Genomic DNA, 18,780 nt, shown 5'->3' with positions numbered 1-18,780 from the left:
TGGGAGAGCATGAAAGGGAAACTTATAGTAGTCGGCGGTGGCTTGGCTGGCTTAATGGCAACGATTAAAGCGGCGGAAGCAGGAGTAAATGTTGAACTGTTCTCTTTAGTACCAGTAAAACGTTCGCATTCTGTATGTGCCCAAGGTGGAATTAACGGTGCCGTAAATACGAAAGGTGAAGGGGATTCTCCATGGATCCACTTTGACGATACAATTTATGGTGGGGATTTCTTAGCGAACCAACCACCAGTTAAAGCAATGTGTGAAGCAGCACCTGGTATCATCCATTTAATGGACCGTATGGGTGTTATGTTCAACCGTACGGAAGAAGGACTTCTTGATTTCCGTCGTTTTGGTGGAACACAACATCACCGTACAGCATTTGCTGGTGCAACGACTGGACAGCAATTACTATACGCATTAGATGAGCAAGTACGTCGTCATGAAGTAGCAGGACTTGTAACGAAATATGAAGGTTGGGATTTCTTACGAGCTGTTGTTGATGACGAAGGTGTGTGCCGAGGAATCGTTGCACAAGACTTACAGACTATGGAGATTAAAAGTTTCCAAGCTGATGCCGTGATTATGGCAACAGGGGGCCCTGGTATCATCTTTGGAAAATCAACTAACTCTATTATTAATACAGGTACAGCAGCTTCTGCTGTATATCAACAAGGCGCATATTATGCAAACGGTGAGTTCATTCAAATTCACCCAACGGCAATTCCTGGAGACGATAAATTACGTCTTATGAGTGAATCAGCACGTGGTGAAGGTGGACGTGTTTGGACATATAAAGATGGTAAACCATGGTACTTCTTAGAAGAAAAATATCCGGCTTACGGAAACCTTGTACCTCGTGATATTGCAACGCGTGAAATCTTTGATGTTTGCGTAGAGCAAAAACTAGGTATTAACGGTGAAAACATGGTGTACTTAGATCTTTCTCATAAAGATCCGAAAGAACTAGATATTAAACTTGGTGGAATTATTGAAATCTATGAGAAGTTTACAGGAGATGATCCTCGTAAACTACCAATGAAAATCTTCCCAGCTGTTCACTATTCTATGGGTGGACTATGGGTTGATTATAAGCAGATGACAAGCATTCCAGGTTTATTTGCAGCAGGTGAGTGTGATTATTCTATGCACGGTGGTAACCGTCTTGGTGCGAACTCACTATTATCAGCAATTTACGGTGGTATGGTAGCAGGACCAAATGCAATTGAATATATGAAAGGTCTTACTAAATCATCAGATGCTGTTTCATCTACTGTGTATGAACAAAATGAATTGATCGAAACAGAGAAATTTAACAATATTTTAACGCTCGATGGTAATGAAAATGCGTATGTTCTTCATAAAGAGCTTGGAGAATGGATGACAGATAACGTTACAGTAGTTCGTGAAAATAAAAAGTTATTAGAAACAGATGCAAAAATTGAAGAGTTAATGGCTCGTTACAAACGTATTAACATTAACGATACAGCAAGATGGAGTAACCAAGGTGCTTCATTTACACGCCAACTTGCAAATATGTTTGAGTTAGCACGTGTTATTACAATTGGCGCATATAACCGTAATGAGAGCCGCGGGGCGCATTACAAACCTGAATTCCCAAATCGTGATGATGCAAACTTCTTAAAAACTACGATGGCGAAATTTGAAGGGGAAGGAAATGCACCAGCATTCCATTACGAAGACGTGGATGTTTCGTTAATTAAACCACGTAAACGTGACTATTCTTCAAAACATGATGTAGCTGCTAAGGGTGAAGAGAAGGGGGATAAACAACATGTCTGAGAAAACAATCCGCCTCATCATTACGAGACAAGACGGGCCAGACGCGCAAGCGTTTGACCAGGAGTTTGAAATTCCGTATCGTCCAAATATGAATATTATTTCGGCACTTATGGAAATTCGTCGTAATCCTGTTGATTCAAAAGGAAACGACACGACTCCAATTGCATGGGATATGAACTGTTTAGAGGAAGTATGTGGCGCATGTTCGATGGTGATTAACGGAAAACCACGTCAATCATGTACAGCGCTTATCGATCAATTAGAACAACCAATTCGCTTAAAGCCGATGAAGACATTCCCAGTTGTTCGTGACTTACAAGTTGACCGTAGTCGCATGTTTAATGCTCTAAAACGTGTTAAAGCTTGGATTCCAATTGATGGTACGTATGACCTAGGGCCAGGACCAAGAATGCCGGAGAAGAAACGTCAATGGGCTTATGAGCTTTCAAAATGTATGACATGTGGTGTTTGCTTAGAATCATGTCCAAACGTAAATAGTAAATCTGACTTTATCGGACCAGCACCGTTATCACAAGCTCGTTTATTCAACTCACATCCAACGGGTGAAATGCATAAAGCAGATCGCTTACGTGCAATTATGGGCGATGGAGGACTTGCAAACTGTGGTAACTCTCAAAACTGTGTGCAATCATGTCCAAAGGGTATTCCATTAACAACTTCAATTGCGGCATTAAACCGTGATACAACAATTCAATCGTTCAAAGATTTCTTTGGTAGCGACAATAACTATTAATAAATGTTGCCTCTTCATGTTGAAGAGGCAATATTTATAACTTTATTTTTCTGTTTATTCTGTATATTAAAAGGGCGAAAAGGAGAGGGAACAATGAAGAAGATTTCTTATATTGAAGACTTTGAGCAATGGGAAAGTGGTTTTTCATTTTACAATCCTGTAAAAGTTCGTTTTGGTGAAGTAGATATGTTTGGGCATGTAAATAATGTCGTTGCCTTTACCTACTTTGAAGAAGCACGTATCGCATTGTTTAAAGAACTTGGATTTATGCAAGAATGGACGCATGAATCTTCAGAAACGATGATTGTTGTTGCGGATTTACAATGTAATTTTATTAAGCAAATATATTTTGATGAAGAGTTGAAGGTGTATGTAAAAGCGGGATCGGTTGGGAATTCTTCTTTAGATTTGCATTATATGGTGAAGAACGCAGCAGGAGAAGCTTGCTTAGTTGGTCGTGGAATGATGGTCCAAGCATCGAAAAAAACGGGTAGAGGCGAACCGTGGCCTGAAGAGTGGAAGAAAAAATTACTACAATGATAGAGTGAAAGAAAATAAGAGAGCAATTTGCTCTCTTATTTTTTGTCTTCCATCGCTTCTTCTAATGTTAAATGATGTTTATATATGTATGTAGCGTATGGATTTCCAACGTAGCGTAAATGCCACGGTTCATATGAATATTCTGTTGTTTCTGTTTTATCCTCTAAATAACGGATGACAAAGCCAAATTCATGAGCATGTTCTGCAACCCATCTTCCTTCGGCTGTCTCTCCAAAAATAGGCTCTAATTGGAATCTAGCAGATTTTGAACTAATATCCATTGCTAAGCCAGTTTGATGTTCACTCGTACCAGGAATGGCACTTACTGAATCAGCCTCAGCTTTTCCTTGCCGTCTAACATATGTATCATGTAATGATTTTTGGCGTTTGTATGAACGATAACCAGATACAGCTGTAAGTTCAAGTCCTTCTTTCTTTGCCTCTACAAACATATCTTCAAGCGCATTTGCAGCATCTTTGCGCAGCAATGTTTTTTCTTTATCTTTTGGACTAGTAAATGGTACGTTTGGTTTTGTTAGATCTTCAGGTATGTATCCGTCTGGTAGTTTTCGATGTTTATTTACTAATACAAGATTAGACTCTGGATTTGTTACAACGGAAAAATCATTGTCCAGCTTCTTTGCATTATGATCAGCTTTTGGAAAAGCGGGAATCTCTTCTTTTTGGTGGTTACTATGCTGTTGACTTTCGACAGCTTTCGCATTATTTTGTAGTGGTGATTTAGAACTAAAGTAAGCGAAAGAAGTGATACCGATTACAATAGTAGTGGCAGAAATAATAATTATCTTTTTCATGATGCCTTGTAATCACAATCCTTTCTTAATAAAATATGTATTGTTTTTATTATAAGTCTAGTTTGTTGAAAAAGAAATATAAGAGTCGTAACGTAATAGAAATGCAAAGAAAATGTCAGAAAATGTGTGAAAATGTAGTATTTTTTCATATAATTCATTTCTTATCTTTCATGAAATGAATTTTTTATGTAATATATATACATAAGAAGATGTAGCGATTATCGAGGATAAAGAACTTCTTGTATAGACTAGGAGTGAATGGGAATGGATTTTGCAACAATTATTGGACTTATTTTAGGATTTGTAGCGGTAGTAGTAGGGATGGTCGTCAAGGGCGCTGACGTAACTGCCTTATTGAATCCTGCCGCAGCATTAATTATTTTTATCGGCACGTTTGCTGCAGTATGTATAGCCTTTCCGATGAATCAACTAAAAAGAGTTCCAAAATTATTTAAAGTTCTTTTTGGTTCAAATAAAAAGGATTTAAGTTATGAACAGTTGCTAGAATTGTTTGTTCATTGGACATCTGAAAGTAGAAAATACGGTATTTTGTCTTTAGAGCAACAATTAGACAAAATTCAAGATGAATTTCTTTTGCGTGGTATGAAATTTGTGATTGATGGCGTATCTGCAGAAGATTTAGAACAGATTTTAGAAGCTGAATTAGAAGCAATTGAAGAAAGGCATGCAAAAGGAGCGGCAATTTTTTCTCAAGCTGGTACGTATGCACCGACATTAGGGGTTTTAGGTGCTGTTATTGGTCTTGTAGCTGCGCTTGGTAATTTAACTGATATTGAAAAGTTAGGACATGCTATTTCAGGTGCGTTTATTGCAACGATTTTTGGTATTTTTTCAGGTTATGTATTATGGCATCCATTTGCAAATAAGTTAAAACAAAAATCTGCAGCTGAAATCGAGAAAAAACGTTTAATCATTGATTGTTTATTAATGTTACAAGAAGGTACATATCCGTTTATTATGAAGAACCGCATTTTAGGTTCACTTTCTGCAACTGAGCGTAAAAAGCTAGAAAAAGGAGCAGAACAAAATGCGGAGTAAGAAAAATAGAAGAGGCAAAAAGAAAAAACATGATGAACATATCGATGAAACTTGGTTAATCCCATATTCTGATATGTTAACGTTGTTATTTGCATTGTTCATCGTTTTATTCGCAATGAGTAGTATAGATGCTGCGAAGTTTAAACAGATGGCTGTTGCTTTTCGAAGTGAATTAGCTGGTGGAACAGGTAACAAAGAATTTTTAAGTGATCAGAAGCCAAATGATGAAAAGGAATTATCAGCAAGTAGCCTTGAGGCAGAACAAACAAAAAAACAAGAAGAAGCTAGGGCGAATGAAAAAAAAGAAATGGATGAATTGAAAGCATTACAAAAAAAGATTGATCAATATATTAATGAGAAACAATTATCATCTTCTTTTCAAACTAAATTAACTGAAAAGGGATTAATGGTAACAATATTAGAAAATGTACTGTTTGATTCGGGGAAAGCAGATGTGAAGTTAGAATCACTAGGGATTGCAAAAGAGATGTCTAGCTTACTTGTTTCAGCATCACCTCGTGAAATTACAGTATCGGGACATACAGATAATGTTCCTATTGCAAATGCACAGTTTGCATCGAACTGGGAATTAAGTACGCAGCGGGCAGTTAATTTTATGCAAGTATTACTCCAAAATAAAGAATTACAACCAGAAAAATTTAGTGCGATTGGTTACGGAGAATACCGTTCAATTGCTCCAAACGATACACAAGAAGGAAAGGCAAAGAATAGACGTGTGGAAGTGTTTATCTTGCCTTTAACAGAGAAAGCAAAATAAAGAGGATGGCGAATGCCATCCTCTTTTATTTTGCATCAAATGATTTTAAGTTGTCATGGCGGATTTTATCTTTTTCAGCATCTGATTTTTTGAAATCATAATCATATAAAGCGCCTTCCCAATCACCATACATTGGATTCGGGAAAATAATAAATTTCTCACCAAATTGTGCTTTTGAATCTGCTACTGCTTGATTACGGTCTTTTACAGATTTCCCATCAAAACCAGTGAAATCAGATAAGTTATCACCGAAGAATAAGACGATATCATGTGTTTGAGAAACGAGTTCACGGCGTGTTTCTTTTCCTTTTTCTTTCGGATCTTGTAGTAATATATGTTCTTTCGTTGCTTGAGGAGCGCCTACACGCTCAAGATTTTTAATTGTTGCATCTAGTTGGTTTGTTTTACGATTTGAGATGTAGTAAATATCTACACCTTTAGACTCGGTATATTTTAAGAAATCAATTGCACCTGGAAGAGCCTCAGCTTCAGCTTTATTAATCCAGTCATCCCATTTATACGGATAGCCTTTTCCTGTCTTTACGCTCATTGCTTGATGAGGACTGTTATCTAAAACAGTTTCATCTAAATCAAGTACGATAGCAGGCTTTTTCTCTGTCCCTTTTGCAAGAGCTGCATCAAGCTTCAATTGACCGATATTGTACCCTTGGTAATAAAGTGCTTTCGTTTCACCGGCTGTTTGATACCATAAATCAGCCATTAGTTGCTGTTCCGTTAATTTTACTTTCTCTTCTTTCGCCACCGTTTTCTCTTGTGTTCCTGAACATGCTACAAGCGATGTAGATAGAACCGCTACAGATAATAAAGTGGTAATGCCCCTCTTCATCTTCATATGTATCCTCCTTGATGTTAGAAAACCAGTTAATATTATATATCGAAAAATAATATTTTTCGTATGAACATTTGCATATTGTCTTTTGTATATATAGTAGTATGTCCTATATTAGAAAGATGAGAAAAAATGATGAGAATCATTTTGACAAGTTTTATTGTCGTAATGACAATTATAATTGACAAATAACGTGATATTATTTACAATTTTAACTAAATAGAACAAATGATGGATTAAGAGGATAAAGCGCAGTGCTATATTTTATCCTGCATAAACATAGTCTTTGAAAGAGAGTATGAATGATACTAAAGGGGAGGCTTTATACTTTGAGTTTACAAATTCAAAACTTAACGAAACTATTTGGAGAATCAAAAGCAGTTAACGGCTTGCAAATTTCGTTACCAAAAGGTGAAGTGCTAGGATTACTTGGCCGAAATGGTGCAGGAAAAACAACGACAATCAAAATGCTTCTCGGATTATTAACGCCTAATGAAGGCTCTATTACATGGGATGGAAAATCATTTGGGACTAGTGGGGTAACGATAGGATATTTACCAGAAGAAAGAGGTTTATATACAAAAAGTAGAGTAGTAGACCAGTTACGATATTTTGGTAGATTAGAAGGAATGACGAAAAAAGAAGTAGATCTTGCTATTGATCACTGGTTAGATCGATTAGCAATACCAGAATATAAATTTAAAACGGCAGGAGAGCTTTCGAAAGGGAACCAGCAAAAAATCCAATTAATTGCGGCTCTTCTTCATAATCCTGAACTTCTCATTTTAGATGAGCCATTTAGCGGACTGGATCCAGTGAATGCGGGGATGTTAGCTAGCATTATTGAAGAACAAGTACAAAGCGGAAAGACAATTATTTTATCTAGTCATCGTATGGAACAAGTAGAGGCTTTTTGCCAACATGTATGTATTTTGAAAAAAGGTGAAGCAGTCGTAAAAGGCCAATTACGTGATATAAAAAAAGAATATGGTTTCCGTAATTTAACGATTGAAGATACAGAAGAGAATGAGAAGGGATTAGAATCTATACATGTATCGTATGAAAAACAACAAGGCCTTCTTTATGTGCGAGTACAAGATGATGCAGAAGCTCTAAACATTTTACAACAATTACAAGAACAAGGTATTACTTTACGACAATTTAAAATGTTAGAGCCGACGTTAAACGAAATCTTTGTGGAGAGGGCGAAATAACGATGCGTAAATTTTCTCACGTATTTTCATTTTATTTCAGGGAAGCATTTTTATCTAAAAAATCATTAATTACGAGTGCGATTTTATTTTTAGTTGTGTTTGGACTTTTTGCCTTTAATCATTTCACAGCTGATAACGATAAAGGAAAAGATAAATTTGCTGTAGTAACAGAAAGTGATACTTATAAAGTGCAAGAAGGTGATGTAACAAAGTTACTTCCGTCTGCTAAAGTAACTGTAGAAAATAAGGATAAGTTTGATGAGCTACGTAAGCAAGTAGAAGATGGGGATTTAGATGGTTTATTCCGTATTACAGAAAAGAATGGTATTCCAGAAGTGACGTATATGTATAGTGGTTTTCCGAGCCAATCAACGGCCACACTTATGGCAAGTTATTTGAAGGAACAGTATACAGCGGTAATGATTGAAAGAAATAATGTACCTGCAGAAGTAGCAAAACAGTTACAGATGGAAATTCCGTTAAAACAAGAGGCAGTAAAGGATCATGCATCTTCCTTTGGAATTGGCTATGTTTTCTCGTTTGCTTTATATATGTTTATTATTGTGTTTGGAACTGCAATTGGGACGACGATAGCATCTGAAAAGTCGTCTCGTGTTATGGAGTTAATGCTTCCGAAAGTAAAACCATTAACAATGCTACATGCCAAAATTTTAGCAATTGTTTCTAGTGCTTTACTATTACTTATTACTGCTTCCTTCGGTTTTCTTGTACCATATTTATTAGGTTGGGTAGACCTAGAAAATGCATCTTTAGTGGGACTTGCACTAGACTTTTCTAAGTTGGATGCTGTAGTAATTAGTATGTTCGTTGTATATTTTGTTACGGGCTACTTACTATATGCAATGTTATATGCAGCGGTTGGTGCTGTTGTATCAAAAATTGAGGATGTGCAATCTCTTTCGTTCCCAATTACAATGTTAGGTATAGCAGCATTTTTCATTAGTATTAAATCACTATTTGATCCGAATAGTACATTAGCTGTAGTTAGTTCGTATATTCCATTCTTTACACCTATGGTTACATTTTCAAGACTTGTAGCTGGAGAAGCTGGCACTGTAGAGATTATTGTGACGTTAGTCATTTTATTGGTGACTATTGCTATCGTCAATATGCTTGCAAGCCGCATTTACGTAAACGGCGTAATGAATTACTCAGACAAAGTGAAATTTAAAGATTTAGCGAAATTTATAAAGCGTCAATAATGAGAAAAAGCATGATTTCCTATTGAAATCATGCTTTTTCTTTATGTATAAATTAAAAATAGTATATAATAATAAGAGTCGTCTTTTAATAGAATGAATACAAAGGAGGGTGTGCAGATGGGGATTAGTAGTCGTTTTACAGTAGGTGTTCATATGCTGACATTACTTGCGATAGATCGAAACTCTCGCTGTACCTCTGAATGGATTGCCGGTAGTGTGAATACAAATCCAGTTGTGATTCGTCGCATTACAGGAATGTTGAAGAGAGCAGGACTTGTTGATGTACAAGCTGGTAAAGGTGGTACGACACTTGCTCGTGATTTAGAAGAAATTACATTACTTGATGTATATAAAGCAGTGGAAGTTGTAGAAGAAGGACAGCTATTTTCCTTCCATGAAAATCCCAACATTGAATGTCCAGTAGGAGCTAATATTCAATCAGTATTAGAAATTATTTTAATGCAAGCGCAAGAAGCGATGGAAAACGTACTTGCAAATGTAACGGTAGATCAACTAGTTACAAATTTAAAGTCTAAAATGAAAGAGTAAAAAAGCGAGCATCCTCATAATGAGGGCTCGCCTTTTTTTATTCAGAAATATTGAAAATTCTATTTTTCAGTATTTAAAATGAATTTACCTACGATAGCTGCTACGATACCACCAAGAATTGGTGCGATGATGAATACCCATAGTTGAGAAAGTGCTTCTCCGCCAGCGAATAAAGCTGGGGCGATACTACGAGCTGGGTTAACAGAAGTTCCAGTTAACGGAATACCTAATAAGTGAACTAAAACTAATGTGAAACCAATTACTAATCCTGCTAGAGAAGAACTTCCTTTTTTACCTGTTACAGCAACGATTACTAAAATGAATACGAAAGTTAAAATAAATTCAACTAGAAATGCTCCAGATAAACCAAGAGTTCCAAAACCGTTTTGTCCTAAATTATCTAAAGGTGTTTTAGCAGATTTTAAAATTGTTACTAACGTTGCAGTTCCTAATAAACCACCTAAAATTTGAGCTAATACATAATAACAAAGTTCCATAGCGTTCATTCTTTTGTTGATGAACATAGCTACTGATACTGCTGGGTTAATGTGACATCCAGAAATTGTTCCGATGCTATATGCCATAGCCACAATAGATAGACCGAAAGCCATAGCGATTCCTAGTGTTCCAATTCCTTCAATTCCGCCGCCAATGACAGCTACTCCAGTTCCGAATAATACAAGTACAAATGTACCAATAAATTCAGCGATTGCTTTTTTTAACATAATTTACCTCCTATTGTTGCGCATGAAACGTATTATAACATAGGTTTTAGTATAAACAGCTAATGAAATACTATTCTGATAAGAGGGAATAGGGGGACAATAAAAAAGAGTGTGGTTCTTTGTTTATAGAACCACACTCTTTTTTATGCTGTTTTTCTCTGTTTAACGACTGGAACAGATCTATTTAAAATGCTATTTGCAACCATTCCCAACATAATAATAATCATTCCAAGTAGGGAAAGACCACCAGGAAATGAACCATTCAAGAAAATAATTTCGCCAAGTACGGTAAAAACCATCGTTCCAGCTTGCGTTGCTTCAACAGCTCCAAGCAGAGCGAGATTATCTTTTGCTAAGTCAGTAGCAAAGAAAAATGTCATTGTCGCTATAACGCCAGAACATAACGCTAACAAAAATCCTTGTAGCATTTGGCTTGATGTTGGAATACCTGTAGTAGAAAATCCGTATATACCAAGTAAAATTGTTATAGGAAGACTGCCTATTGCCATTCCTAATACACGTTGGAATGTATCAAGGCGCCCGCCAACAAGTTCCATCATTTTTCGGTTACCGAACGGATATAAGAAAGCAGCTAACACGACAGGTAAAAACCCTGAAATAAACTGAGTCATTGTAATGTGACCTGCTGCAGTTGCTTGCATACAAATTACACCAAGTAAAATAAATAATGCGACATATAAACTACGAAGTGGAATTTTTCCGCGTACAAGTTTCGTACCTGATTTCGTTTCTATTTTAACGAAAAATAATGGCGAGAGTAGTAAACCTGCTAATATAGTAACTTGCCAAGTTCCAGCAACGAGCCAAGCTGGAGAAAAGACAGCTGCAAAACTTAATAAAGAATAGAAACCAATACCAGCAACAGAACCCCACCCGATCCACGCCAATGGATGTTTCTTTAATTCTTCCCATAATCCCCTTAAGTTTTTGCGAAATAAAACGATAAGGAATAAAATAGGGAGAGCAAATAAAAAGCGGAAGGAAGCTGTCCAAGCCCAGCTCGTTCCAGATACATTCATCGCTCGATTCATAATAAAGGTTGCGGAAAAAAAGGCTGATGATAAAAGGCCTAATAAAATTGCGCGCATGAAGTATGGCACTCCTTTCGGAATTTGATGATTATGTATAGTATAATATACTTATTAAAGTTAAAAGTAAACTATTTTATATTTTAAGGTGGTTTTATAGATGAAAGAACATGAAGATATGCAAACGAAAGAAGTCATTCAGCAAGTAGGTCAGCTATTAAGGCAAATTCGAAATGAGCAAAAATTAAGTTTAGAAGAATTAGCTCAAAAAACAGGGGTTAGTAAATTAACATTAGGAAAGATTGAAAGGGGTGAAACGAATCCGACGTTAGCCGTCATTTGGAAAATAACGAAAGGATTATCGATTCCTTTATCGAGATTGATGGTTGTTGGAGAACCTGTAGCTGTTGCGCGCTGCGGAGAAGGATTTGCAGTAGATGCAGGACAAGCATGGCATTTAGAAACGATGTTCCGTTATACGAAAGAAACAGGAATGGAAATGCACCGTGCTTGTTTACGATCGAATAGTATATATGAACCAGAGGCTCATCATGAAGGTGCTATTGAGCTTGTAACGGTCATGAAGGGGAAAGTATCGATTCAAGTGGAAAACGATGTATACGAATTGAATGAGTTTGACTCTATTCAATTTGAAGCGAATAAGAAACATAGTTATAAGAATGAAGAAGATGAGGTTGCAGTATTGCATTTAACGATGAAATATTCTTCATAAAAAAATCTCCTATAGATTTTCTATAGGAGATTTTTTGTATGCTATGCTCAAATAGATGCAAGACTGTTATTAGTAAGAGCGTGGCATAAGTAATAAACAAATAAAATAAACTAAAAACCCCGTCCCAAAACATAAAACAGCAATGACCCAAAGTATACGAATGAGAGTAGAGCTAATATCAAAATATTCTCCTAAACCACCACATATACCAAATAGCATTTTATCAGTTTCGGATTTGTATAATCTTTTTGACATCTTCTAATCCACTCCTTTTTATAGCAAGCTATATACTTCTATTCTATATGGAAATTTATGAGAAGACTATGAGGTTGTATGACATTTTTTTAGGGAACGGTCATATTAATTGTCTAAATTTTCAGTTGATATTAAACTTATAGTAAGAGGTAACTTTTAATAAAGGGTGGGGGAAATAGAGATGACAGTATATTGGTTGACTAATGTAATGCTTGAAACAGGGTATACGTATGAAGAGGGGAGGGTTTCCAAAACAGAAACAGAGTTATGTAGCTTACTCATTGAAGACGGACGAATTAAAAAAATGATAGCAGGGGCTGTTCAAGAGGAAGGGGTACTAATTCTTGATGCTAATCGTTTATTAATTTTGCCGGCTTTCGAAGAGATGCATATTCATATTGATAAGACGTATTATAGTGGCCCTTGGAAAGCATGTATGCCAGCAGAGAATATTTTCACACGTTTTAATGAAGAAGAAAAAATTTTGCCGAAGCAATTAGCAACTGCTCAAGATAGGGCGGAAAATATGTTAGCGTTATTGCTTCGAAATGGTGCAACGAATATAAGAACGCATTGTAATGTTGATCCGGTAATTGGACTTGGTAATTTGGAGGCGACGTTAGCGGCGTTGGAAACATATAAAAATCAGGTTTCTGGTAGGATTGTTGCTTTTCCGCAACATGGATTATTGCGCAGTAATTCTGTGCAACTTGTGAAAGATGCGATGCGTATGGGGGCGCATCTAGTCGGTGGTGTGGATCCAGCTACAGTGGATAACGATATTGAAAAATCATTACATACTATTATGGATATCGCGGTAGAATTTAATGCAGATGTTGATATTCACCTGCATGATGCAAATAATCTTGGAACATTTACGATGAAGAGATTGGCAAGTTTAACAGAGGAGGCGGGGTGGCAAGGTCGCGTAACAATTAGTCATGCGCTTGGACTTGGTGGTGTTACAGATAAAGAAGCTGAAGAAGTGGCGGAAAGACTAGCTGCTTTAAACATTGATATTACTTCAACGGTACCAATTGGGAAACAAGTAATTCCAATTCCGTTATTAGATAAAAAAGGTGTGAAAGTTTCATTAGGAAATGATAGTATTACAGATCATTGGTCACCGTTTGGAACAGGTGATATGCTGCAAAAGGCAAATCGATTAGCCGAACGTTTCGGATGGAGTGACGAAAGGTCTTTAGGAAAAGCACTTCGCTTTATTACGGGAGGGAAAGAAACATTAAACAGTGAAGGAAAGCGAACATGGCCGAATGTAGGAGATAAAGCGAGTTTTGTTTTGACGAATGCAACATGTGCTGCTGAAGCGGTAGCGCGTCAAACAGAGAAGCGTTTAGTCGTACATAAAGGAAATATTGTTGTTGGCAGTTTAAATGAGGTGGAATTAAATAATCTTGTGTAAAAGAATCGTTTAAATGTTTTGAGGAGGGTTCTAATTGTGAGTGTAGAACCTTTCTTTTTTATGCTTACAACATATTTTTTATAGGAAAGCTAGAAGGGATGAAAAGTTTGGACAATCAACATAATCAAAATCATATTATGGGAACTTTGCAATGGTTTATATTTTTATTAGCGAATTCAATTGCACTACCAATTGTCGTTGGCGGATTATTTCATCTTACGACGGAAGAAATATTTTATTTAATGCAGCGTACATTTTTTGTAGTTGGTATATCATCTTTTTTACAAGGGTGGATTGGGCATAGACTGCCAATTGCAGATGGACCAGCTGGATCTTGGGTTGGCGTATTTACCGTACTTGCTTACGCAACTGTCGGGCAAGATCAATTACATAATACACTGCAAATTTTAGAATTAGGAATGATAATTTCTGGTGTTATTTTAATAGGGTTAGGGGTAACTGGTTTTATCGGACGTATTTTATTTTTGTTTACGCCGCTTGTGACAGGGACGTTTTTACTTTTATTATGCTTACAATTAAGCGGTGTATTTTTAAAAGGAATGCTAGGAATTACTGCTACTGTTTCTCAAATTGATGGATTTACAGCGATAATTGCGTTTAGCATATTTCTTTTCGTTATTATACTATCTAACTTCGGAAAAGGTTTTGTCAAAAGTTATGCAGTTTTAATAGGATTAATTAGTGGGTGGATTCTTTTTCTCATTGCAGGAAAAGTGACGATTCCATCCCAAGTAACTCATTTTGTGCAACTTCCGCAAATATTTGCTTGGGGACTTCCAAAGTGGAATACAGGTATGGCTGTATCGAGTTTCGTCATGGTATGTATTTTAGTTTCAAATACAGTGGCGGCGATTATAGCAATTAATCAAGCTACTATTCAAAAAGGGACTATTGAGCAGAAACAGTTGAAAGATGGTACGTGGGTTGGAGGGATTTCACATATCATTTCTTCTGTATTTTCAACTGTAGGTGTCGTGCCGTTACCAGCAACGGCAGGGTTTATACGTTTAACGAAACAAAAATATATACGATCGTTCTTACTAGCATGTATGTTACTAGTCGTAATGTCGATGTTTCCGAGTGTTATTCGTTACTTAGCATCGTTACCATCGGCCGCCGCATCTGCGGTTTTAATGGCTTCGTTCGTACAGCTAATTGGAATTGGGTTAAATAATATAAAACAAGTGGAGCTTAATGAAAGGAATGTAACGATTTTAGGCGTTGCAGTATTATTTGGCAGCGGTGTTATGTTTTTACCGTCTGGAGCGCTCCAATCCTTACCGTCTGTTATGCAATACATATTCGGAAATGGTTTGTTCGTAGGTACCGTTGTCAGCATATTACTAGAACAAATATGGCGTACTGTAAAGTGAGTGGATACAAAGAGTGTGTGCACTGTATAAAAGTCTAAAATAACATGTGAAATAAAGCCCATTTTCATTCACCACCCGCACATTTCGTTCATACAATATCTTGACTAAATAAACACCCAACTTACACATACACAGCTCTGGCTTAAGCAAGGAGGGTTATACCAGTTGAAGGAAAAAGCGTATCAATCTAAACCTTTACTCACAAAGAGAGAGAGAGAAGTATTTGAATTACTGGTTCAAGATAAAACAACGAAGGAAATTGCAGGTGAACTTTTTATTAGTGAAAAAACAGTGCGCAACCATATCTCAAACGCAATGCAAAAGCTAGGGGTTAAAGGACGTTCACAAGCAGTTGTTGAGCTTCTTCGCATGGGAGAGCTCGAACTATAAAAAGAAAGCCGACTTTTATAAAGAGTCGGCTATTTTTTTGCTTATATTTTGAATTTAAAAAGGTATCTCAGACTTGGAGAGGGAAGATATGTTTCAGGAAGAAATGTTAAAATAACTGTTTTAGAACATGATGAGGTATTCAGGATAGGTATTTTTGTCATTTATCTCGCTTTAATGGGCAGTAAGACCCCCACCTCAAAATTCAGCGAAAGCAAAGAAGTTAGGTGGGGGGCGGGCTACCCATTAAAGTCCGATTGGTGAGGGCTGATTAAAGTTTCACTTTATAAATAAGAAGGTGCACATATGAAGTTGTATTTTAAGGATGTGGAGATAGGTGAAATCAAAGATGTTTTTGGAGATATGCCATGGATGTATGGAACAATTCGTTTATTCGAGAATAGTAAACCGTTCCAAAAATATTTTCGTGAGATGGTAGACGAAGATAGCGTATTTGATTTTGAAAGCATAGACTCTGAATTTTCATATGAAGAAAATTGGTCTATTTTTGATGAGGATGATCAGCGGTATTTAGGGATTAATATACCTGCTATTCATATGGAGGATAACACGATTGCGTGGCGCTGGAGATAAAGTTATCAGGTTGTGAACATCTTTGTATGAAAGAATTCAAACGAGAACAATAAGCAGACTTTTATAAAAAAAGTCAGCTAGTTGTTCTCGTTTTTTCCGCTTGCTGTATGAATGATAAGAACACTCCATACATAAATAGGTAGTAAGGAGGGGATATGTTGAAAAGGATATTGTTAGTTTCAACAAGCGCTCATGATATGAATGGACACCCGACTGGTTTGTGGCTGGAAGAGCTCGCAGCTCCTTATAATGTATTTAAAAAGGCTAAGTTCGATGTTGATATTGTGTCGATAAAGGGCGGTAAAGTACCTATTGATAGAGTGTCTATTCCGAACGGGATACCTCGTGAATTTAAGCATGTCGCTTCTTTGTTGCAAAATACGAAGCCGATCTCAACGGTTAATTTTTCGGATTATGATGCGGTTTTATTTGGTGGTGGGCACGGGGCGATTGTAGATTTTCCAGGTAATTCATATGTTGCAAATTTAATCGTGAATATGTACAACAATAACCGGATTGTAGCGGCTGTGTGTCACGGAGTAAGTTCTTTAGTCGGTGTGAAAAATAAAGATGGCTCGTTTTTTGTTGCTGGTAAGCGTATAACAGGTTATACAAATGATGAGGAAAAAGCTGTACATTTAGAAAAGCGGGTGCCGTTTTTATTAGAAAGTAAATTGAAAGAAGAAGGGGCTTTGTTTTATGTGGCTCCAAATTTCACGCCGCACGTCGTAGTAGATGAGCGTTTAATTACAGGGCAAAATCCGCAGTCTAGTATGGAAATAGGGAAAGCTATAAGAAGAGCTGTCAATACATTATAGAAAAAGTGCTCGCTACTCATCAAGGTAGCGGGCATTTTTTCTGTAGTGTAAATGACCTTTAAACTAAAAAGATGTATTGAGTATAGTGACTTCATTTATAATTAATCGTGAATTTGCTATACTATTTTGTATGGACAAAAGGGGAGGTAATAACAGTAAATAAGAATCTATAAAAAACTATAAAAATTTACAATTACAGGTTTTATATTTTACAGAATTCAACCTATAATATTTTCAGGTGATGAAAAGGGGGAAAAGGATGAAAACAACACGTACTTGTAAAATCAATTCTATTACAAAAGAACAAACGGAAGATTTAATTACTTTGATCCGTACGTTCGAAAGTGCAAAACGATATAGTTTTAATCGTTTGATTGAGGGCGAAAACGAGAAAGAATTGATAAAAAAACTACAACCTAAATATTTGTTAAATAAACGTTTTTGTGAAGATGCGATTTTACAAGCGCAAACGATCCTTTTCTCTCAAAAAGAACTTCTTCCTGTTTACCTAGAAAACAATCAAAAAAAGTTAGAAAAGACGTTACAAAAAATAGATGATTATGAACGTGGCAAAAAAAGACCTAAACAAGTTGCATTAGAAACTTGTTTAATTGGCTTAAGAAAACGAAAACAAAAATTAGAACAAAGAATTGAAACGTATGCAAAACATATTAAAAATAAAACATTACCTCCTATTATTTTTGGTGGGCGGAAAAATTTCTATGAAAGAATGAAAAACAAGATATCCAATCAAGAATGGAAAGATTTGCGGACACGACAATTATATTCTCGTGGAGATAAAAGCAAAAAAGGGAATTTGAACATGCGCATTACAGTTGATGACTGTGGGCAAGGATGGTTAGAAATTGCAAATCCATTAAGACTAACAAATGGAAAAACAAAAAGCCCGCGAATCAAAGTTCCGATTATCATTCCATATCATTTTTAACATCAAATTACAAATGTCGTTATGGGAGAGCAAATTGGTGTAAATCCAAAAGGAAAACCGATTATAGAGCATCAAAAATATAGTGTAGAAATCATTCGTAAACAAAATGAATTTTATGTAAATATTACGTTTGATGAAACAGAAATAGGTCGTGTACTAGATTTCAAGGAAACACCACAATCAGATGTAATTGCAGGAATTGATGTAAATCCGGACCGCATTGCAGTTAGTTTATGTACAAAACAAGGTAATTTTAAAGGTTCAAAAAATTTTTATCTACACAATCTGAATGCGTTTTCAACAAACAAACGCGCAACGATAATTGGACAAATCGTACAACAAATTAAAACATGGTTATTGGAAAACAATGTAGGTGGAATTGTTTTAGAAGATTTAAAGTTTCAACAATCTCATGATACTGATAAATACAGTAATCGTAATTTCCATCAATTTACGTATAAAAAGATGTTGAACAGTTTAATTCGTATGGCTCTTCGTAACGGATTTTCTGTTAAAACAGTAAACCCCGCTTATACAAGTGTGATCGGAAAATTAAAATACAGTAAAAATTTCGGTATTAGCGTTCATGAAGCAGCCGCCTTCACGATCGCAAGACGTGGATTAGAATTGCAAGAACAATTACCAAAAGAGATTATATTATTATTAAAAAACCAAATTACAACAAAACTGCGTATTCTTGTTGCTTCCATGGAAGAAAGTAAAAAGAATATGCAAAAAGTATATAAAAAATGGTTACAAACAATTCAAACGTGGAAAGAATATCACAATTGGAAATTGTGGAGCATTCTTCACAAAACTGTTTATAGGAGCAATCAACAATTCGTATTTAAAATTTAAATGAGAAGGG

19 protein-coding genes and 1 pseudogene are annotated in these 18,780 nt (G+C 36.1%); 15 read left to right on the top strand and 5 right to left on the bottom strand.

The features are described 5' to 3' along the window. Positions 1-9: 9 nt before the first annotated feature. The 3 genes from sdhA (at position 10) to AC3WVA_RS04025 (ending at position 3,097) form a co-directional block, all read left to right on the top strand. A complete protein-coding gene (gene sdhA, locus AC3WVA_RS04035) occupies positions 10-1,803 on the top strand; it encodes a succinate dehydrogenase flavoprotein subunit (protein WP_048531519.1) in 1,794 nt (597 codons plus the stop codon). Continuing rightward, positions 1,796-2,557, top strand: coding sequence for a succinate dehydrogenase iron-sulfur subunit (gene sdhB, locus AC3WVA_RS04030; protein ID WP_048531517.1), 762 nt, complete (start codon positions 1,796-1,798; stop codon positions 2,555-2,557). Before sdhA ends, sdhB begins: the two co-directional genes overlap by 8 nt. A 93-nt stretch (positions 2,558-2,650) precedes the next feature. Then, positions 2,651-3,097 carry an acyl-CoA thioesterase gene (locus AC3WVA_RS04025; protein ID WP_048531515.1) on the top strand — a complete coding sequence of 149 codons (447 nt, stop codon included), beginning with the start codon at positions 2,651-2,653 and terminating at the stop codon, positions 3,095-3,097. A gap of 35 nt (positions 3,098-3,132) precedes the next feature. On the opposite strand, the gene AC3WVA_RS04020 is transcribed toward AC3WVA_RS04025, so the two are convergent. Beyond that, positions 3,133-3,912, bottom strand: a complete 780-nt coding sequence (locus AC3WVA_RS04020; protein WP_195755921.1) for a M15 family metallopeptidase — start codon at positions 3,910-3,912, stop codon at positions 3,133-3,135. Positions 3,913-4,176: 264 nt separating this feature from the next. Between AC3WVA_RS04020 and motA the strand changes: the two genes are divergently transcribed. After that, on the top strand, positions 4,177-4,971 hold the full coding sequence (gene motA, locus AC3WVA_RS04015; RefSeq protein ID WP_195755922.1) for a flagellar motor stator protein MotA: 795 nt from the start codon (positions 4,177-4,179) through the stop codon (positions 4,969-4,971). Next, positions 4,961-5,749 carry a flagellar motor protein MotB gene (motB, locus tag AC3WVA_RS04010; protein ID WP_063224777.1) on the top strand — a complete coding sequence of 263 codons (789 nt, stop codon included), beginning with the start codon at positions 4,961-4,963 and terminating at the stop codon, positions 5,747-5,749. Before motA ends, motB begins: the two co-directional genes overlap by 11 nt. 25 nt (positions 5,750-5,774) lie before the next feature. Here the strand turns inward: motB and AC3WVA_RS04005 are convergent, their stop codons facing one another. After that, complete coding sequence (locus AC3WVA_RS04005) at positions 5,775-6,602, bottom strand: 5'-nucleotidase, lipoprotein e(P4) family (RefSeq protein WP_048531508.1); 828 nt, start codon at positions 6,600-6,602, stop codon at positions 5,775-5,777. A gap of 326 nt (positions 6,603-6,928) precedes the next feature. Here AC3WVA_RS04005 and AC3WVA_RS04000 point away from each other — a divergent pair, with 326 nt between their 5' ends. From AC3WVA_RS04000 to AC3WVA_RS03990, 3 genes are all read left to right on the top strand, one after another. Then, a complete protein-coding gene (locus tag AC3WVA_RS04000; RefSeq protein WP_195755923.1) occupies positions 6,929-7,813 on the top strand; it encodes an ABC transporter ATP-binding protein in 885 nt (294 codons plus the stop codon). Between the two features lie 2 nt (positions 7,814-7,815). After that, positions 7,816-9,036, top strand: a complete 1,221-nt coding sequence (locus tag AC3WVA_RS03995) for an ABC transporter permease (RefSeq protein ID WP_492321785.1) — start codon at positions 7,816-7,818, stop codon at positions 9,034-9,036. A gap of 117 nt (positions 9,037-9,153) precedes the next feature. Beyond that, entirely contained in the window at positions 9,154-9,585 is a 432-nt protein-coding gene (locus tag AC3WVA_RS03990) for an Rrf2 family transcriptional regulator (RefSeq protein ID WP_000512998.1), read from the top strand. Between the two features lie 59 nt (positions 9,586-9,644). Here AC3WVA_RS03990 and AC3WVA_RS03985 read toward each other — a convergent pair whose 3' ends face one another. Further along, positions 9,645-10,310, bottom strand: a complete 666-nt coding sequence (locus AC3WVA_RS03985; RefSeq protein ID WP_000913198.1) for an MIP/aquaporin family protein — start codon at positions 10,308-10,310, stop codon at positions 9,645-9,647. Between the two features lie 143 nt (positions 10,311-10,453). Next, positions 10,454-11,419: a DMT family transporter gene (locus tag AC3WVA_RS03980; RefSeq protein WP_001201664.1), complete on the bottom strand. Its 966-nt coding sequence runs from the start codon at positions 11,417-11,419 to the stop codon at positions 10,454-10,456. 100 nt (positions 11,420-11,519) lie between these two features. Here AC3WVA_RS03980 and AC3WVA_RS03975 point away from each other — a divergent pair, with 100 nt between their 5' ends. After that, complete coding sequence (locus AC3WVA_RS03975; RefSeq protein ID WP_098344609.1) at positions 11,520-12,092, top strand: helix-turn-helix domain-containing protein; 573 nt, start codon at positions 11,520-11,522, stop codon at positions 12,090-12,092. A gap of 69 nt (positions 12,093-12,161) precedes the next feature. On the opposite strand, the gene AC3WVA_RS03970 is transcribed toward AC3WVA_RS03975, so the two are convergent. Next, positions 12,162-12,347 (bottom strand): PspC domain-containing protein, encoded by a 186-nt coding sequence (locus AC3WVA_RS03970; RefSeq protein WP_000044433.1) that lies wholly within the window; start codon positions 12,345-12,347, stop codon positions 12,162-12,164. Positions 12,348-12,528: 181 nt separating this feature from the next. Between AC3WVA_RS03970 and AC3WVA_RS03965 the strand changes: the two genes are divergently transcribed. The 6 genes and pseudogenes from AC3WVA_RS03965 to AC3WVA_RS03940 all read left to right on the top strand — a co-directional run bounded on the left by AC3WVA_RS03965 (position 12,529) and on the right by AC3WVA_RS03940 (position 18,770). Next, complete coding sequence (locus AC3WVA_RS03965) at positions 12,529-13,770, top strand: amidohydrolase family protein (protein ID WP_048531499.1); 1,242 nt, start codon at positions 12,529-12,531, stop codon at positions 13,768-13,770. Positions 13,771-13,868: 98 nt separating this feature from the next. Continuing rightward, the gene (locus AC3WVA_RS03960) at positions 13,869-15,164 is read left to right on the top strand and encodes a purine/pyrimidine permease (protein ID WP_098344610.1); all 1,296 of its coding nucleotides are present in this window, start codon (positions 13,869-13,871) and stop codon (positions 15,162-15,164) included. A 165-nt stretch (positions 15,165-15,329) separates the two neighbouring features. Next, positions 15,330-15,554 (top strand): spore germination transcription factor GerE, encoded by a 225-nt coding sequence (gerE, locus tag AC3WVA_RS03955; RefSeq protein ID WP_000659484.1) that lies wholly within the window; start codon positions 15,330-15,332, stop codon positions 15,552-15,554. 303 nt (positions 15,555-15,857) lie between these two features. Continuing rightward, positions 15,858-16,145, top strand: a complete 288-nt coding sequence (locus AC3WVA_RS03950; RefSeq protein ID WP_098344611.1) for a hypothetical protein — start codon at positions 15,858-15,860, stop codon at positions 16,143-16,145. Positions 16,146-16,300: 155 nt separating this feature from the next. Beyond that, positions 16,301-16,963 carry a type 1 glutamine amidotransferase domain-containing protein gene (locus AC3WVA_RS03945; RefSeq protein ID WP_048531493.1) on the top strand — a complete coding sequence of 221 codons (663 nt, stop codon included), beginning with the start codon at positions 16,301-16,303 and terminating at the stop codon, positions 16,961-16,963. A 259-nt stretch (positions 16,964-17,222) separates the two neighbouring features. Beyond that, a pseudogene (locus AC3WVA_RS03940) lies at positions 17,223-18,770 on the top strand (IS200/IS605 family accessory protein TnpB-related protein). The last annotated feature ends 10 nt before the right edge of the window (positions 18,771-18,780 follow it).

This window comes from Bacillus sp. EB106-04-02-XG92, assembly GCF_058791995.1.
Note: the sequence above shows the minus strand (reverse complement) of the source record. Positions and strands in the feature narration are given on the sequence as shown.

Bases quoted from the DNA above. Each gene is read 5' to 3' on its own strand.
- sdhA (WP_048531519.1), top strand. From the start codon at position 10: ATGAAAGGGAAACTTATAGTAGTCGGCGGTGGCTTGGCTGGCTTAATG.
- sdhB (WP_048531517.1), top strand. From the start codon at position 1,796: ATGTCTGAGAAAACAATCCGCCTCATCATTACGAGACAAGACGGGCCA.
- AC3WVA_RS04025 (WP_048531515.1), top strand. From the start codon at position 2,651: ATGAAGAAGATTTCTTATATTGAAGACTTTGAGCAATGGGAAAGTGGT.
- AC3WVA_RS04020 (WP_195755921.1), bottom strand. From the start codon at position 3,912: ATGAAAAAGATAATTATTATTTCTGCCACTACTATTGTAATCGGTATC.
- motA (WP_195755922.1), top strand. From the start codon at position 4,177: ATGGATTTTGCAACAATTATTGGACTTATTTTAGGATTTGTAGCGGTA.
- motB (WP_063224777.1), top strand. From the start codon at position 4,961: ATGCGGAGTAAGAAAAATAGAAGAGGCAAAAAGAAAAAACATGATGAA.
- AC3WVA_RS04005 (WP_048531508.1), bottom strand. From the start codon at position 6,602: ATGAAGATGAAGAGGGGCATTACCACTTTATTATCTGTAGCGGTTCTA.
- AC3WVA_RS03995 (WP_492321785.1), top strand. From the start codon at position 7,816: ATGCGTAAATTTTCTCACGTATTTTCATTTTATTTCAGGGAAGCATTT.
- AC3WVA_RS03990 (WP_000512998.1), top strand. From the start codon at position 9,154: ATGGGGATTAGTAGTCGTTTTACAGTAGGTGTTCATATGCTGACATTA.
- AC3WVA_RS03985 (WP_000913198.1), bottom strand. From the start codon at position 10,310: ATGTTAAAAAAAGCAATCGCTGAATTTATTGGTACATTTGTACTTGTA.
- AC3WVA_RS03980 (WP_001201664.1), bottom strand. From the start codon at position 11,419: ATGCGCGCAATTTTATTAGGCCTTTTATCATCAGCCTTTTTTTCCGCA.
- AC3WVA_RS03975 (WP_098344609.1), top strand. From the start codon at position 11,520: ATGAAAGAACATGAAGATATGCAAACGAAAGAAGTCATTCAGCAAGTA.
- AC3WVA_RS03970 (WP_000044433.1), bottom strand. From the start codon at position 12,347: ATGTCAAAAAGATTATACAAATCCGAAACTGATAAAATGCTATTTGGT.
- AC3WVA_RS03965 (WP_048531499.1), top strand. From the start codon at position 12,529: ATGACAGTATATTGGTTGACTAATGTAATGCTTGAAACAGGGTATACG.
- AC3WVA_RS03960 (WP_098344610.1), top strand. From the start codon at position 13,869: ATGAAAAGTTTGGACAATCAACATAATCAAAATCATATTATGGGAACT.
- AC3WVA_RS03950 (WP_098344611.1), top strand. From the start codon at position 15,858: ATGAAGTTGTATTTTAAGGATGTGGAGATAGGTGAAATCAAAGATGTT.
- AC3WVA_RS03945 (WP_048531493.1), top strand. From the start codon at position 16,301: ATGTTGAAAAGGATATTGTTAGTTTCAACAAGCGCTCATGATATGAAT.